This window comes from Alteriqipengyuania lutimaris (genome assembly GCF_003363135.1).
GTDB classification, from domain to species: Bacteria; Pseudomonadota; Alphaproteobacteria; order Sphingomonadales; family Sphingomonadaceae; genus Alteriqipengyuania; species Alteriqipengyuania lutimaris.
The window spans coordinates 487,474-501,858 of record NZ_QRBB01000002.1 but is presented as its reverse complement, the minus strand read 5'-3'; the positions used below and the strand labels follow the sequence as shown (position 1 = coordinate 501,858).

Sequence of the window (14,385 nt, the reverse complement as noted above, 5' to 3'; positions counted from 1 at the left end):
CCTCGATCTATCGCAAGTTCGGGGCGCTGATCCGGGCCGAGGTTTCCGACGTCGATGTCGCGCCCCTGCGCCTGGTGGCCGATGCGTTCCTGTGCGGAAGATTCAAGTTCGTCGAGGAATTCTACGAATAGGGCACTGCGCCCGATCGGTTCGATGCAAGAAAAAGGGCCCGGCCGCGTGAAGCGAGCGGGCCCTTTTCGATGTTGGGTGGTAGCTCAGTCGATGGTCACGACCACCAGCGACTTCGCCGGAAGATCGAACACCAGCTCTCCGCCGCGCGAGCGGGCGGTGTAGGGCGCCGGCGTGATCCGCTCGGGATTGTCGAAGGTATTGTGCGTGTCCAGCTCCGGACCGGTAATGATCCGCCCGCTCGCGGTCCCTTCCAGATTGGTGGTAACTCGCGCCGATGTATCCGGGCTCAGGTTGATCAGCGAGACGATCAGCTTGCCGTCCTCGCCCCGCGCTACCGATACGTCGACCAGTGGCATGAGTGCCTTGGCTCTTTGGTTCGTATCCCTCTCGCTTCGCCGGGTACCGGTATCATGCGGCTTACCGGCCGATCGCGTGGTCGCGCACCTAGCGAGGAGTTGGAACTTGTTCCGAACTCTTGCATGATCGGCCTCGGTGATGCTGCGATTAGTCTTCCGATTCTGACGAGATCTGTGACTTCAGCGCCGCTCGGCGAGAGATGGCCTTTGACCCTTTGTCGGTCATTTGGATGCGGACGCCTCCGTTCCCGAAAGTCGCAGTCCATTCGAGCGGTACACTCACCAGAGGCTTAGAACTCCTCCGCCGCACCCATAAGCTTCGTCAGCCGTCTGGGCGCGACGCTACGCCATGAGCGCTCCAGCCAGTGCTCGACTTGGTCCCAGTCGCAATCGGACCTGTTGAGCGCGATGCCGACCCAGCCGGTCGCGTGGTAATAGGCGGGGCGGAAGAAGACTTCGGGATCGCGCTCGACCAGATCGGCGAGTTCGTCCTGCCCGCTGGTCTTGGCGAGCAGCGCGATCTGTTTCGCGCCGTGATGGCGATCCGCGAAATGGGCGAAGAACTTGCCGTTCTTGCCGGAAAGCTTGAAGCCGGGCGAGCCGTGGCTCGTCGCAGCCTCCGCTTCCGGCAGGGCAAGCGCGAGTTCGCTCACGCGCTTCAACAGCCACTCCGGGTCGTAGGGCCGCGAGACGTAATCCGCGAGCACGCGGGGGTAGAGCTGGTGCTCTGCCATCTTGACCCGCAGCGCCAGCGTTTCGGGCGTGTCGCCCCCCACCACCGCGACTTCCGACCTGCCCAGGACTTCGCCGCCGTCGAGCTCGGTCGTGACGAGATGGACCGAAGCCCCCGCAACCTCGTCGCCCGCTTCGAGCGCCCGGGCGTGGGTGTCGAGACCCTTGTACTTGGGCAGCAGCGAGGGATGGATATTGAGCATCCGCCCCTCCCAACGCGCGACCATCTCTTCACCCAGCACACGCATATAGCCTGCCAGAGCGACGAATTCGGCTCCGCTCTCGCGGATCGCGGTATCCATCGCCGCGTCGTGGGCGGCGCGGTCCATGCCTTTGTGCGACAATGCGAAGGTTGCGATTCCTTCGGCTTCGGCCAGCGCGAGGCCGCCCGCGTTGGAATCATTGCTGGCGACGAGCACGATATCGTATGGCACGCCCGCGCCGCTCATCCCGATGCGGCTGGCGTAGAGCAGCGCGGCCATGTTGGTCCCGCTGCCCGAGATCAGAACTGCGACCTTGGCGCGATGACGCGCTATCATTGCGCCGCCCGCTGGTCACGCGTGTCAGTGGTCATGCTCGGCAATCCAGTCGCTTTCGCCCGACCACAGCCCGGCATTGCCCTTGACCGTGCAGCCGCGCGTCCCCGCCTCGACCGTGCCGATGGGGAAGACGGTTTCGCCCGCTTCCTCCAGCCGCGCGGTTGCCGCCACAGCATTCTCTTCGCGCACCATCAGCACCATGCCGATGCCGCAGTTGAAGGTCCGGGCCAGTTCCTCGGGCTCGATATTTCCCTGTGCCTGAAGGAAGGCCATGAGCCGCGGCAGCGGCCAGCGCAAGGCGTGGACCAGCGCGCGGCAGCCATCGGGCAGGGCGCGCGGGATATTCTCGAGCAACCCGCCGCCGGTGATGTGCGCCAGGCCGTCGATCAGGCCATCGCGGATGAGTGGCTGCAGGCTGCTGACATAGATCCGCGTCGGCTCCATCAGGTGGTCGACCAGCAGCTTGTCCTGGTCGAACAGCGCGGGGCGATCCATCTTCCAGCCCTTGTCCTCCGCCAGCCGCCGCACCAGCGAGAAGCCGTTCGAGTGCACGCCCGAACTGGCGAGGCCGAGGAGGACGTGGCCGGGCGCGATCCTGTCGCCGATCAACTGCTCGCCCCGCTCGACCGCGCCGACGCAGAAGCCCGCAAGGTCGTAGTCGCCCGGCGCATACATGCCCGGCATTTCGGCGGTTTCGCCGCCGATCAGCGCGCAGCCCGCCTGCTTGCAGCCCTCGGCGATCCCCGCGACGACGCGTTCGGCGACTCCGCTCTCCAGCTTGCCGGTCGCGAAATAGTCGAGGAAGAACAGCGGTTCGGCACCCTGCACGATTAGATCGTTGACGCACATCGCGACCAGATCGATGCCGACGGTGTCGTGCCGGTCATGATCGATCGCGAGCTTCAGCTTGGTGCCCACGCCATCGTTCGCCGCGACCAGCAGCGGGTCCTTGAATCCGGCGGCCCTGGGATCGAAGAACGCGCCGAAGCCGCCCAGCTCGGCATCGGCGCCCGGACGCGCGGTGGCGCGCACCAGCGGGCCGATCGCCTTGACCAGCGCGTTGCCGGCCGAGATCGAGACCCCGGCGTCTTCGTAGGTGTAGCTCTTGGGGCTGTCTGTTTTGTCTGGCTCGCTCATTGCGCGCCCGTCTTACGCTTTCGCGCTTGGAAATCCATCGCCACTTGGGCAAAAGGCGGACACCTTTCCCCGATGACACTCTCTCTTCCCCCCTTCGCGCGTGTCGCCATCGCCCTGCTCGTCGCCACCGGCGCGCTTGCCATGCTCTATGCGGGCGGCGCCTTCGCGCAGGTCGAGGGGGATCGCGGCATCGCGCCGCTGATGGCCAGCACGGACATCAATGTCGGCGGGATCGAGGTCAACGTGACCGGCGAGACCGCGGAGGAAGCGCGGCAGGAGGCCTGGCGCGATGCGCAGCGGCTGGCGTGGGAAAAGCTCGGCGGGCCCGAGATCTCGGACAGCCAGTTGCAGGGCCTCGTCTCTGCCATCGTGATCCAGCGCGAGCAGGCAGGGCCCAGGCGCTACGTCGCGACGCTGGGCGTGGCGTTCGATCGCCAGCGGGCGGCAGGCTATCTCGGGCGTTCGGGGGAGACCCAACGTTCCGCGCCGATGCTGCTGCTGCCGGTCACCATCAGCGCAGGCAGCGAGCTGATGTACCAGCAGGCCAATCCGTGGCAGCGCGCCTGGGCGGAGTACCAGCCGGGCGCGAGCCGGATCGACTATGTGCGGCCTGCGGGCGCGGGCGGCGAATCGCTGCTGCTGACCTATGGCCAGGTCGGGCGGCGCAGCCGCAACTGGTGGGCTAATATCCTCGACCAGTTCGGCGCGGCCGACGTACTGGTTCCCATCGCCGAGCTCGACTACCTCTATCCCGGCGGCCCGGTCGAAGGGCGCTTCGTCGCGCGCTTCGGACCCGACAACCGCTACCTCGGCAGCTTTTCGCTGCGCGTAGATTCGCCGCGCCAGCTGGATGCGATGCTGACCCGCGCGGTCGAGCGTTTCGATGAGATGTTCGTCGAGGCGCTGGCCGAAGGGACGATCCAGGTCGACCCGACCCTGTCGCGCGGGTCAGGCGTGATGGACGCCGACATCGCGCGCCTCATCGCGGAGAGCCGCGCGATCCTGGCCCGTGCCGAAGCCGCGCGCAACCGCACGACGCAGACCGAGGAAGACAGCGTGGCGGATGCCAATGCCGCGCAGGTGGCCGATGGCCCCGAAGGCGAAGTCGCGAGCGTCGTCAACCTGTTCATCAACTTCCCGACGCCCGATGCAGCGGCCTTCGATGCCGGGCTGTCGACCGTGCGCGGGACTCCGGGCATTCGCGGCGCCTCGGTCGCCAGCACCGCGATCGGCGGGACGTCGGTGATGAGCGTGAGCTATGCGGGCACGATCGACGAACTGGTCGGCGCGCTCGCGCAGCGCGGCTACAACGTGCAGCGCGCTGGCAACAACCTCACCATCAGCCGCTAGGCAGGTGGCCACGCCATGGGCAAGCCCGCTTCGCAGATCGCACTCCCGCTCCCCCCGGCGCGCGAGGGAGACCCCGCCAGCATCGTGATCGGCGATGCCAATGCAGGCGTGGTCGATGCGCTGCGCGATGCCGCCGGCTGGCCCTTCCGCACCGCGATCCTTCGCGGCCCGCCACGCTCGGGCAAGTCGCTGCTCGGGCGCTGGTTTGAACATGCCGGCCTGGGCGAGACGATCGATCCGGCCGACGCCATGGACGAGACCGCGCTGTTCCACCGCTGGAACCGCGCGCAGGAGCAGGGCACGCCGCTGCTGCTGATCCCCGAAGGCGGGCACGAGGGCGAGGGGCCGTGGGACATCACCCTGCCCGATTTGCGCTCTCGCCTCGGCGCTGCGCTGCCGCTCGAAATCGGCTCACCCGACGACGAGATGATGCGCGATCTGATCGTCAGCCACGCTGAACGGCGCGGGCTCGTAATCGGCGAGGATGCACTTACCTACGTTGTCCCGCGCATGACGCGCAGTTTCGATGCGGCCGAGCGCTTTGTCGCCACGCTCGATCGTCTCGCATTGGAACGACAATCGCGGCCGACGCGTAACCTGTGCCGCGATGCGCTCGAATCGATGATCGGCCCTTCGCAAGGCCGCTTGCTTTAGGCGATGAAGGGTGAAACACTCATGAGACGATGTTCGTGGGTCTGATCGACTATCTCGACTCCGTGAAGAAGCGGGACCCCGCGCCACGATCGCGGTGGGAAGTGCTGCTCTATCCGGGCGTGCTCGCCCTCGGGCTGCACCGCGTCGCGCACTGGCTGTTCGAGGCGCGGCTGTTCTTCCTCGCGCGGCTGGTCAACCATTTCTCGCGCTTCCTGACGGCGATCGACATCCACCCCGGGGCCAAGATCGGCAAGTATTTCTTCATCGACCACGGCTTCACCGTGATCGGCGAAACCGCCGAGATCGGCGACTGGGTGACGATCTACCAGTGCGTGACGCTGGGCGGGACCAATCCCACCAACGGGCAGGGGGGCAAGCGCCACCCTACGCTGGGCGACTATGCGATCGTCGGCTCGGGCGCGCAGGTGATCGGCCCGATCACGGTGGGCGAGCGCGCGCGGATCGGCGCGAATGCCGTCGTCACCGACGATGTGCCGAGCGGGGCGACCATGATCGGCATGAAGGCCCGCTCCACGCTGGTTCCGGCGGAGGAATGGCTGCGCGAATTCATCCCCTACGGCACGCCGTGCGACGAGCCCTGCGATGAAAACGCGAATGGCCTGCGCCGGACCGACACGCTCGAAGCCCAGATCGTGGAATTGCGCGCGGAGATAGAGGCGCTGAAGGCGGACCACTCGGCGCCCGATCCCCTCCGCCGCAGCGGAACCGATAGCTGATGGCGGGCAATCCTGGCGGTACGGTGCTGGCGTTTCCGGGTACGAAGCCCAACCAGATCGGCTTCGGGCGGGACGAGCTGATGCGCATTCTCGACCTCTACGGGCGGATGGTCGCAGCGGGCGAGTGGCGCGATTACGCGATGGATTTCGGCCGCGACGCCGCATCCTTCGCCGCCTTCCGCCGCACCGCCGAGCGTCCGCAGGCGCGGGTGGAAAAGCGCCCTGCCTTGCGCAACAAGCAGGGCATGTGGACCTTGTTCGGCGAGCACGGACAGGTCTTGAAGCGGGGCCACGATCTAGCCGGCGTGCTCGCCCCGCTCGAACGGCGACTGCTCAAGGCGATCGACTAGGACCCCTGTCCCCCTCCCTCAGGGGAGGGGAATCCCATTTCAGGCCGCGACCAGATCGCGCTCGCTGCTCGGCAGGGCGTCGCGCCAGTCGTAGGGTACTATGCCCAGCACGCCGCGGCGGATCGGAGCCCAGAAGGCCGACAGCGTGAGCAGCGCCGATCCGATCACCAGCGCGGTCAGCGCCACGGTCAGCTCGACCGCGCCGAAGCGGTCGAACAGGAAGGCCAGCGCGAACAGCACGTAGACCAGCGCGGAGACGAGCAGCGCGCGCCGGTCCACGATCAGCGCCACGATCCCGAAGGCGATATAGATCGCCAGCACCGCGATCGCGTTGGCCATACCGATATCCGATCCGTCGACGACCCCCAGCTGGTAGAAGATCGGGTGCGCGATCATGGGTGCGGCGAGCAGGTGGAGCCAGAAGGCGACGTCGCTGCGGCGCGTGATCCGCTCCGGATCCTTCAGGTCCCACGTCATCGCGAAGATGAAGACGCCCAGCCCGGCGACGAAGGTGAGCCACAGCGCGACCTGGCCGTGATCGATGTCCAATGGGTGCAGAGCGGCAAGGATGAGGCCGATCAGCGTCGCGGCGAGCGCTGCGGCACCGGCGGCGACCGTGATCGGGACCTTGAAGCGCAGCCAGTGGGCGCATGCGAAAAGGGCGGCGATCAGACCCGCGCCGGCGACGAAGTAGCCCGCGTAAGGTTCGCTCGTCTCGGTTCCGACGAGCGACACGCCGAGGGCGGTCGAACCGACGAATATCGCGCCGACGAAGGCGAGCAGCAGGATGATCGAGGGCAGCGCCATGCGCCTTGCCCGCGTGAAGAATTCCGCGAGCGGCCAGGAGACCAGTGCGACGAGCCCCGCCGCGACCGCGATCTGCACCGCCGTGCTCAGGCTGCTCTGGCGGCTCTGTGCCTCCCACGCGGCTCCGCCCGCTTCCCAGTTCCAGCTCGGCTCGGGCACGATCAGCTGACCCAGCTGCTGGCCAATGGCGCCCGCGGCGAACAGCATGATACAGATGCCGATCGCGACGAAGATGTCGTTGAAGGAGTTGAGAAGCCTGAAATTCTCCTCGTCGCCGCGGCTGATACCACGGACCTCGCTCATGTGTGCACGGAAGGATGCGGCGGCATCCGCGCTCAGCGCATCCGCTTCGATGGCGGAGTTGATATCGTCTTCAGAATACACCGGCCGAAACCTCCCCTGTCTCGAAGGGAAGGCTACGACCGGTGTGTTACGTGGTCAATACGGCTCGACGGAGCGGGTAGGCCCTCCGTCGGGTCGCAGTCAGGCTAGCCGCGTGCCGAACCCGGGCCGGTGCCGGTCACCTTCTGCATCGCGGTCAGGATCGCGCCCGACTGCTCCTGGCCGGACTGCGGCGCGCGCAGATTGCTCTGCTCGCTGATCTTTTCCCAGTTTTCGGCGAAGCCTTCGACCGTGCGCTCACCCTCGGGCAGCCACACCGCGTCGTTCATCACCACCCATGCCGAGTGGAAGCCACCCGCGCCCGCGCCGACGATGGCGTTGGTCGGTGCATCTTCGCTGACGAGGTAGAGCGCGGCGGGAACGACGTTTTCCGGCGCGAACAGCTCGAAAGCTTCCTTGGGAAACAGGTCCTCGGTCATGCGCGTGCCCGCGACGGGGCTGAGCGTGTTGACCTTGATGTTGTACTTCGCGCCTTCGAGCTGGAGCGTCTTGGTGAGGCCCGCGAGGCCCAGCTTAGCCGCGCCGTAGTTGGCCTGGCCGAAATTGCCGAACAGGCCGGTGGAGCTGGCGGTCATCAGGATGCGGCCATAGGCCTGTTCGCGCATGGTTTCCCACACGGCCTTGGTCGCGTTGGCCGATCCGTTGAGGTGCACGTCGACGACGAATTCGAAGTCGGCCGGCTCCATCTTGGCGAAGCTCTTGTCGCGCAGCACGCCCGCATTGTTGATGAGCACGTGGACGCCGCCCCACTTCTGCTTGGCGTCGGCGATCATCTTTTCCATCTGCTCGTATTCGGTCACGCTCGCGCCGTTGGCCATCGCCTCGCCGCCGGCCTTCTCGATTTCCTCGACCACTTCGGCCGCCGCGTCGGACGATCCGGTGCCGTCGCGCGCACCGCCCAGATCGTTGACCACGACCTTCGCGCCGCGGCGCCCGAGTTCGAGCGCATAGGCGCGGCCGAGGCCGCCGCCTGCGCCGGTGACGATTGCGACCTTGTCTTTGAACGAGATGCTCATGAGTGTCTCTCCGCTAGTGTTCTACAATCTAAAAATTGGCTGCGGAGTGGCAGGTTCCAGCCATTCTGGCAACACTGCGCGGCACGGGCCGCGATGCCGTAGGGGCAGGGCGCGCCGGCACCGCGCGACCTGCCATTCTGCGGTCGATCAGTCGTCCGCCAGCTGTTGCAGCAGGTAGACGATCTGCATCGCGCGCAGCGTCGCGCGCTGTTCGTTGTCGACCCCGCCCGAGTGGCCGCCCTTCATGTCCTCGTAATAGAGGTAGTCGTCGCCCTGCGCCGCCATGCGCGCCGCGGCCTTGCGTCCGTGGCTCGGGTGCGTGCGGTCGTCGGCGGTCGAAGTGACGAAGAACACGCGCGGGTAATCCTTCTCCTCCAGCAGCTTCTGGTAGGGCGAATAGCCCTCGATCCATTCGCGCTGCTCGGGGATGCGCGGGTCGCCATATTCGCCGATCCACGACGCGCCGCGGCCGATGAACTGGTAGCGCAGCATGTCGAACAGCGGGATCTGCACGATCGCCGCGTTGAACAGGTCGGGAGCCTGGGTGAAGGCGGTGCCGACCAGCAGCCCGCCCTGCGAGCCGCCTTCGACGCCGAGATGCTCGGGGCTGGTGATCCCGCGTTCGACGAGATCGCGGCCCACGGCGATGAAATCGTCCCACGTGCGCTGCTTGTTCTCGCGGATCGCGCTCTGGTGCCAGTTCGGTCCGAATTCGCCTCCGCCGCGAATATTGGCGAGGACGTAGGCATTGCCGCGCTCGAGCCACATCTTGCCGGTCGTGCCCAGATAGGCGGGCAGACGCGGTACCTGGAAGCCGCCATAGCCGCCCATCAACACCGGCGTGCTGCCATCCATTTCCATGCCCTGCGGCTTCACGAGGAAGTAGGGGATTTTGGTCCCGTCGGGGCTGGTCGCCTCGAACTGCTCGATCGTCATGCCTTGGGCATCGAAGCGGCTGGGGCTTTCCTTGACGACCTCAAGATCCACACCGTCCTCGGCGTAGTAATAGGTGCCGGGCGAGAGGAAATCGGTCGAGATGAACATGATCTGGTCGGTTTCGTCCGAAACGGCGGTGACGCCGACCGTGGCGTTCTCGGGGAGGGCGATCGGCGTGGAGGTCCATTCGCCGTCGGCAAAGTCGAACTTGAGCACCTCGCCGCGCACATTGTCGAGCAGGCTGACATAGAGGCTCGACTTGTTCGAGGTGACGCTCTGCTTGGTCTGGCGATCTCCCGGTGCCCAGACGAGCGACAAATCCGCCCCGTTGGGGTCGGCCTTCCATTCCGCGAGGTCCGCGGAAACCAGCGCGTCGGCGGGGAAGGTCTTGCCCTGGGTCTCCCAGTCGACATCGGTGTAGAACAGGATGCGCCCATCGATGATCCCCGAAAGCCCCGCCTTCGGAGGCAGGTCGAGCTTCACCCACTCGCCGTCGCGTTCGACGAAATACTCGCGCTCGTGGAACGACACGCCGCGCGAGGCCATGCGTGCGTGGATCGTCCCCTCGTTGTCGCGCAGCAGGAAGGCGCCTGCCGAAACGTCGCTCTTCTCCCCGCGGTAGATTTCCTTGGCATCCTCGATCGGCGTGCCGCGCTTCCACTCGCGGGTGGTGAAGGGGTAGAAGCTGTCGGTGACGGTATCCTCGCCGAAATCGCGGCTGATCAGCAGCGTGTCCTTATCGACCCAGCTTGCGCTGCCCTGGCTTTCGGGCAGGACGAAAGGGTTCTGCGACGCGGGCAGGAAGTCGAGTGTCTCAAGGTCGAATTCGCGCGCGACCCGCGCATCTTTCCCGCCGTCGGACAGGTAGACCATGCAGCGCGTGCCGTCGGGCGGCAGGCAGCTCATCCCGCCGTAGACCCACTCCTTGCCCTCCGCCGCGGCGAGCGCGTCGATATCGAGGATGGTTTCCCACTCGGGGGTGTCGGTGCGCCAGCTTTCGAGCGTGGTGCGCCGCAGGAGGCCCTTGGGATTGTCCGCATCCTGCCAGAAATTGACCAGGCCGTAATGCGTGAAGCTCACGCTGGGGATACGATCCTGCGCGTTGAAGATCGCCAGCGCTTCGGCCTTCAGCTGCTCGAACCGCGGATCGGTCTGCAGCGCGGCGACGGTCTTCCCGTTCTCGTTCTCGACCCAGGCGAGCGCGCGATCGCTGCGGGTTTCCTCTAGCCAGATGAAGGGATCGTTCTCGGCTTCGAATTCGGGTTCAACCACGGTGTTGGTGTCCTGCGCGGCAAGCGGGGAGGTAAGCAGCGGTGCTGCGGCGACCGACACCGCAAGCGATGCCAGCAGCGTGCGAATGGATGCGGATTTCATGTTCGGGTCCCCCGGGTAAATGCTTCAATCGGTTGATGAATGGCCGGAGTGTCCCGCGCAAGGCCGCGGGTGCCAATGTCGTTGGACGGGCCATCGCGCGCTTTCGTCGATTGATCACGATGCGGGGGCGATCCGGCGCAGCGCGGGGACGAGATCGGCGAAGCGGTCGATCACCGCATCCGCGCCAAGGTCCTTCGGCTTCTCGCAATAGCCGTATCCTGCCGCTACGACGGGGACCTTCGCCGCACGCGCGGCCATCACGTCGTAGGAACTGTCGCCGACGAAGGCGAAGGGGCCGCCGCCGCAGCGCTCGATGGCGGCGAGAATCGGATCGGCGGCGGGCTTCGCACGGAAATTGCCCTCGGCATCCTTGCCCAAGCTGTCGCCCCCGATCAGCGTGACGAAGCGATCGCGCAGGCCCAGCGCGGCGAGGATTTCGGCGGCGAAGCTTTCGAACTTGTTGGTCACCACCGCCAGCGTCACGTCCATCGCCGCCAGCTCGTCCAGCGTCTCGATCACGCCCGGGAAGGGCTGCGTGTAGACCGCATTGTGATCCGAGTAATAGCGCAGCAGGCTCTTGTAGAGCGGGCGGAAATCGGCGTCTTCCAGGCTCCCGCCCTGCGCCTCGATCGCTCGCGCCAGCATCACCTTCGCGCCGCCGCCGATCAGCCCCTCGACCTGCTCCGCCGGGACCTGCTCGTATCCGCCCTCGGCCAGCGCATGGTTCACCGCCGCGGCAAGGTCTGCCTTGGTGTCGAGGAGGGTGCCATCGAGATCGAGGCCTATTGCGGCGAAGGGAAAATCACTCATCCCGCAAGGCGTGGCGAAAGCTTCTTCATTCTGCAAGCCGATGGTGGCACAGCCACGCATATGAGAGATTTTGCCGCCATCATCCTCGCCGCGGGCAAGGGCACCCGCATGAAGTCCGACCTGCACAAGGTGCTGCACCCCATCGCGGGCAGGGCGATGCTGCATCACCTGCTCGATTCGCTCGATACGCTGGGACCGAAGCGCAAGGTCGTGGTGGTCGGCGCTGGGCGGGAGCAGCTGGAAGAGGCGCTGGGCGACGAGGCCGAGACGCGCGTGCAGGAGCCGCAGCTGGGCACCGGCCACGCGGTGCAGCAGGCCGAAGACGCGCTGGGCGAATTCAGCGGCGATGTGCTGGTCCTCTACGGCGATGTGCCCTTCGTGCGCGGCGAGACCATGCAGGCCATGCTCGACCGGCTGCATGCGGAAGATGCGCCCAAGGTGGTGGTGCTGGGCTTCGAACCCGACGAGGCGCTCGCCTATGGTCGCGTGATCGCGGATGACGACGGGCGCATCTCCAAGATGGTCGAATTCAAGGACGCGAGCGAGGAAGAGCGCGGCTGCACCCTGTGCAATTCGGGGCTCATGGCCGCGCGTGCCGCCGACATGTTCGCGCTGCTGCACCGCGTGGGCAACGACAACGCGCAGGGCGAATATTACCTGCCCGATATCGTCAATATCGCCATCGCCGACGGCGATACCTGCGCGGCGGTGAAAGCGTCCGACCCGGGCGAGGTCGCCGGGATCAACAGCCGCGCCGAACTCGCCCGGGCGGAGGCGCAGTGGCAGGAACTGAAGCGCGAAGAGGCGATGGCAGGCGGAGCGACGCTGCGTGCGCCCGAAACCGTGTTTTTCAGCTATGACACACAAGTGGGCCGCGACGTGACGATCGACCCCAACGTTGTCTTCGGCCCGGGCGTGACCATCGCCGATGGCGCGCATATCAAGGCGTTCAGCCATCTCGAGGGTGCGATCATTGGCGAGGGCGCACAGGTCGGGCCCTACGCCCGCCTCCGCCCCGGCGCGGTGCTGGAAAAGGACGCCTTCGTCGGCAATTTCGTCGAGATGAAGAAGGCGACGCTGGGCGAAGGCGCCAAGGCCAGCCACCTCACCTACCTCGGCGATACCGAAGTCGGCGCGGGTGCGAATATCGGCGCAGGCACGATCACCTGCAATTACGACGGCTACTTCAAGTACAAGACCGTGATCGGCGAGCGGGCCTTTATCGGCTCCAACTCCGCGCTGGTCGCCCCCGTCGTCATTGGCGCCGACGCGATCGTGGCGGCGGGCAGCACGGTGACGCGCGACGTGGCCGCGGGCGAATTGCGCATGGAGCGCGCCGAACAGTCGATCAAGCCCGGGTGGGCAGACCGCTTCCACGACACGATGAAGAAGAAAAAGGCGGCGGAGAAGAAGTGATGCGCCAACAGATGCGGATGATCCTGATCGGTTGCGCCAGTCTTGCGCTGGCCGCCTGCGGCACGGCTGCGGACAGCGCGAGCGAAAGCGCGGACGAGACCGGGGAGACGATCTCCAAAGCGCGCGAAACCTCGCGCGAAGCTGCCGAGAGCGGACCCGAGGCGGGCGAGATGACCGAGGCAGGCCGACCCGACGGACAGAAGGTCGCCTGCGCCTCCGGCGAGGAGGAGCTGTTTTCCTGCACCGCAGGCGCGAAGCGCATCGCGGTGTGCGGCGTCACCAACGCGCAGGGCCAGAAGACCGCGCAGTACCGCTTCGGATCGGCGGAGGCGGCGGAGATCGTGCTCGACGGTGGGCGCTTTGCCAGCGTGCCCTACTCGGGCGGCGGCGAGTCGCAGATCGAATTCGCCAACGGCGGCGCACGCTACGTCGTTTACAGCCGCACGGTGCGCACCAATTTCGAGGCGGGCGAGCCGAACAGTCCCGAATTCACCGACGGCGTGCTGGTCGTGCGCGACGGCACACCGATTGCGGAGCGCAATTGCACCGCGAATGCCGAATCGGTCGATGTGATGGCGGGCGATTCCTACGGCGGCGTCGCGAACGAGCTGTTCTATCTCGACTGACGGGGGGAGACAGGCGGAGCGGGACGAACAGGGGCCGCTCGCCTGCTGGCTGTGCGGGCGGCCTATCGCGACGCGGGTCCAATGGCATCACCCTGTGCCCAAGGCGAAGAAGGGCCGCACGACCGTGCCGGTCCACCCGATCTGCCACCGCACGATCCACGCGAATTTCACCAATGCGCAGTTGGCACGGATCGGCGACGATCCAGAGAGGCTGAAGGAGAACGAGGCGGTGGCGAAATTCGTCGGCTGGATTGCCGACAAGCCGCCCGATTTCCACGCGCCGACGCGCTGAGCGGGCCGCGCATTGGGCGATCAGGAGCCCTCGACCTCGGCGACCAGTTCGGGCGCGAAGCGCAGGACGAGATGCGCCACGATCAGACCGGCTGCGGTCCCGACCATGTCTGCGACCAGATCGAGAACTTCGGCCTCGCGGCCCAAGGCCATCACGTATTGTGCCCCCTCGATCAGCGCTCCGAACACGGTCAGCACCAGGAACACCCGCAGCGGCCCGGCCTTCGGCCAGCCGGCATGCGCCAGCGCCGCGAGCACGAAGAAGGCGAGCGCGTGGTTGACCTTGTCGTTGAGACTGTCGGGTCCCGGCGCGGACGGCACGATTGCAATAACGAAGGCGATCAGCGCAGCAATGAAGAGCGTGATCCGTGCGAGGCGCGAAATGTAGGCAGTGACCGTCATGGGGCGACCCACAGGGCTAAGGTTTGCGACGGCCTCAGCTCTCGACGTGCTCGGCAAGCACGGTCAGGCCGTTGTCGCCGACTTCGGCGAAGCCACCGCGCACCTCGATCGTCTCGGGCGCGGCTCCGGCGGTCTTGTAGATATGCAGCGGCCCGTCCTTGATCGTCGACATGAAAGGCGCATGGCCTTCCAGCACGCCGAATTCGCCTTCGGCACCGGGGACGACGACCATGTGAACATCGTCCGAGCGTACGTGCTTGGCCGGGGTCACGAGTTCGAAGTGCAGGGGCATCTTTCATCCTTGGGGAGATATTGCGG

At 66.4% G+C, this 14,385-nt stretch carries 16 protein-coding genes; 7 read left to right on the top strand and 9 right to left on the bottom strand.

The features are described 5' to 3' along the window. Positions 1 to 215: 215 nt before the first annotated feature. From DL238_RS15755 to purM, 3 genes are all read right to left on the bottom strand, one after another. Positions 216 to 629: an alpha-L-arabinofuranosidase C-terminal domain-containing protein gene (locus DL238_RS15755; protein ID WP_267897149.1), complete on the bottom strand. Its 414-nt coding sequence runs from the start codon at positions 627 to 629 to the stop codon at positions 216 to 218. A gap of 149 nt (positions 630 to 778) precedes the next feature. Next, positions 779 to 1,759 carry a phosphoribosylglycinamide formyltransferase gene (gene purN, locus DL238_RS15750; RefSeq protein WP_115493369.1) on the bottom strand — a complete coding sequence of 327 codons (981 nt, stop codon included), beginning with the start codon at positions 1,757 to 1,759 and terminating at the stop codon, positions 779 to 781. Positions 1,760 to 1,783: 24 nt separating this feature from the next. Then, a complete protein-coding gene (gene purM / locus DL238_RS15745; RefSeq protein WP_115493368.1) occupies positions 1,784 to 2,896 on the bottom strand; it encodes a phosphoribosylformylglycinamidine cyclo-ligase in 1,113 nt (370 codons plus the stop codon). A 72-nt stretch (positions 2,897 to 2,968) separates the two neighbouring features. On the opposite strand from purM, the gene DL238_RS15740 reads away from it, so the two are divergent. The 4 genes from DL238_RS15740 to DL238_RS15725 are packed head-to-tail and all read left to right on the top strand — an operon-like array spanning position 2,969 to position 5,987. Then, a complete protein-coding gene (locus DL238_RS15740) occupies positions 2,969 to 4,246 on the top strand; it encodes a heavy-metal-associated domain-containing protein (RefSeq protein ID WP_115493367.1) in 1,278 nt (425 codons plus the stop codon). Positions 4,247 to 4,261: 15 nt separating this feature from the next. Further along, positions 4,262 to 4,900 carry a P-loop NTPase family protein gene (locus tag DL238_RS15735; RefSeq protein WP_115493366.1) on the top strand — a complete coding sequence of 213 codons (639 nt, stop codon included), beginning with the start codon at positions 4,262 to 4,264 and terminating at the stop codon, positions 4,898 to 4,900. Between the two features lie 29 nt (positions 4,901 to 4,929). After that, the gene (gene epsC / locus DL238_RS15730; RefSeq protein WP_115493365.1) at positions 4,930 to 5,637 is read left to right on the top strand and encodes a serine O-acetyltransferase EpsC; all 708 of its coding nucleotides are present in this window, start codon (positions 4,930 to 4,932) and stop codon (positions 5,635 to 5,637) included. Further along, the gene (locus DL238_RS15725; protein WP_115493364.1) at positions 5,637 to 5,987 is read left to right on the top strand and encodes a DUF2794 domain-containing protein; all 351 of its coding nucleotides are present in this window, start codon (positions 5,637 to 5,639) and stop codon (positions 5,985 to 5,987) included. The genes epsC and DL238_RS15725 overlap by 1 nt, the downstream gene beginning before the upstream one ends. A gap of 39 nt (positions 5,988 to 6,026) precedes the next feature. Here DL238_RS15725 and DL238_RS15720 read toward each other — a convergent pair whose 3' ends face one another. The 4 genes from DL238_RS15720 to DL238_RS15705 form a co-directional block, all read right to left on the bottom strand. Further along, on the bottom strand, positions 6,027 to 7,178 hold the full coding sequence (locus DL238_RS15720; RefSeq protein WP_115493363.1) for a hypothetical protein: 1,152 nt from the start codon (positions 7,176 to 7,178) through the stop codon (positions 6,027 to 6,029). Between the two features lie 104 nt (positions 7,179 to 7,282). Continuing rightward, positions 7,283 to 8,212 carry an SDR family NAD(P)-dependent oxidoreductase gene (locus DL238_RS15715; protein ID WP_115493362.1) on the bottom strand — a complete coding sequence of 310 codons (930 nt, stop codon included), beginning with the start codon at positions 8,210 to 8,212 and terminating at the stop codon, positions 7,283 to 7,285. Positions 8,213 to 8,359: 147 nt separating this feature from the next. Further along, positions 8,360 to 10,522, bottom strand: coding sequence for a prolyl oligopeptidase family serine peptidase (locus DL238_RS15710; protein ID WP_115493361.1), 2,163 nt, complete (start codon positions 10,520 to 10,522; stop codon positions 8,360 to 8,362). 114 nt (positions 10,523 to 10,636) lie between these two features. Continuing rightward, positions 10,637 to 11,332, bottom strand: a complete 696-nt coding sequence (locus DL238_RS15705; RefSeq protein WP_115493418.1) for an HAD hydrolase-like protein — start codon at positions 11,330 to 11,332, stop codon at positions 10,637 to 10,639. A 60-nt stretch (positions 11,333 to 11,392) separates the two neighbouring features. Here DL238_RS15705 and glmU point away from each other — a divergent pair, with 60 nt between their 5' ends. From glmU to DL238_RS15690, 3 genes are read left to right on the top strand one after another with little or no spacing between them, the layout of a single operon-like run. Beyond that, positions 11,393 to 12,748 (top strand): bifunctional UDP-N-acetylglucosamine diphosphorylase/glucosamine-1-phosphate N-acetyltransferase GlmU, encoded by a 1,356-nt coding sequence (gene glmU / locus DL238_RS15700; protein WP_115493360.1) that lies wholly within the window; start codon positions 11,393 to 11,395, stop codon positions 12,746 to 12,748. Then, the gene (locus DL238_RS15695) at positions 12,748 to 13,374 is read left to right on the top strand and encodes a hypothetical protein (RefSeq protein WP_234031150.1); all 627 of its coding nucleotides are present in this window, start codon (positions 12,748 to 12,750) and stop codon (positions 13,372 to 13,374) included. The genes glmU and DL238_RS15695 overlap by 1 nt, the downstream gene beginning before the upstream one ends. Next, positions 13,364 to 13,666, top strand: coding sequence for an HNH endonuclease (locus tag DL238_RS15690; protein ID WP_115493359.1), 303 nt, complete (start codon positions 13,364 to 13,366; stop codon positions 13,664 to 13,666). Before DL238_RS15695 ends, DL238_RS15690 begins: the two co-directional genes overlap by 11 nt. 20 nt (positions 13,667 to 13,686) lie before the next feature. Here the strand turns inward: DL238_RS15690 and DL238_RS15685 are convergent, their stop codons facing one another. Both DL238_RS15685 and DL238_RS15680 read right to left on the bottom strand, forming a co-directional pair. Then, entirely contained in the window at positions 13,687 to 14,067 is a 381-nt protein-coding gene (locus DL238_RS15685) for a VanZ family protein (RefSeq protein WP_115493358.1), read from the bottom strand. 34 nt (positions 14,068 to 14,101) lie between these two features. Next, a complete protein-coding gene (locus DL238_RS15680; protein ID WP_115493357.1) occupies positions 14,102 to 14,359 on the bottom strand; it encodes an ATP synthase F1 subunit epsilon in 258 nt (85 codons plus the stop codon). Positions 14,360 to 14,385: the final 26 nt, after the last annotated feature.

What these genes read in the sequence shown, in the direction of transcription:
- purN (WP_115493369.1), bottom strand. Translation starts at nt 1,759, where the DNA reads ATGATAGCGCGTCATCGCGCCAAGGTCGCAGTTCTGATCTCGGGCAGC.
- purM (WP_115493368.1), bottom strand. Translation starts at nt 2,896, where the DNA reads ATGAGCGAGCCAGACAAAACAGACAGCCCCAAGAGCTACACCTACGAA.
- DL238_RS15740 (WP_115493367.1), top strand. Translation starts at nt 2,969, where the DNA reads ATGACACTCTCTCTTCCCCCCTTCGCGCGTGTCGCCATCGCCCTGCTC.
- DL238_RS15735 (WP_115493366.1), top strand. Translation starts at nt 4,262, where the DNA reads ATGGGCAAGCCCGCTTCGCAGATCGCACTCCCGCTCCCCCCGGCGCGC.
- epsC (WP_115493365.1), top strand. Translation starts at nt 4,930, where the DNA reads ATGTTCGTGGGTCTGATCGACTATCTCGACTCCGTGAAGAAGCGGGAC.
- DL238_RS15725 (WP_115493364.1), top strand. Translation starts at nt 5,637, where the DNA reads ATGGCGGGCAATCCTGGCGGTACGGTGCTGGCGTTTCCGGGTACGAAG.
- DL238_RS15715 (WP_115493362.1), bottom strand. Translation starts at nt 8,212, where the DNA reads ATGAGCATCTCGTTCAAAGACAAGGTCGCAATCGTCACCGGCGCAGGC.
- DL238_RS15710 (WP_115493361.1), bottom strand. Translation starts at nt 10,522, where the DNA reads ATGAAATCCGCATCCATTCGCACGCTGCTGGCATCGCTTGCGGTGTCG.
- DL238_RS15705 (WP_115493418.1), bottom strand. Translation starts at nt 11,332, where the DNA reads ATGAGTGATTTTCCCTTCGCCGCAATAGGCCTCGATCTCGATGGCACC.
- glmU (WP_115493360.1), top strand. Translation starts at nt 11,393, where the DNA reads ATGAGAGATTTTGCCGCCATCATCCTCGCCGCGGGCAAGGGCACCCGC.
- DL238_RS15695 (WP_234031150.1), top strand. Translation starts at nt 12,748, where the DNA reads ATGCGCCAACAGATGCGGATGATCCTGATCGGTTGCGCCAGTCTTGCG.
- DL238_RS15685 (WP_115493358.1), bottom strand. Translation starts at nt 14,067, where the DNA reads ATGACGGTCACTGCCTACATTTCGCGCCTCGCACGGATCACGCTCTTC.
- DL238_RS15680 (WP_115493357.1), bottom strand. Translation starts at nt 14,359, where the DNA reads ATGCCCCTGCACTTCGAACTCGTGACCCCGGCCAAGCACGTACGCTCG.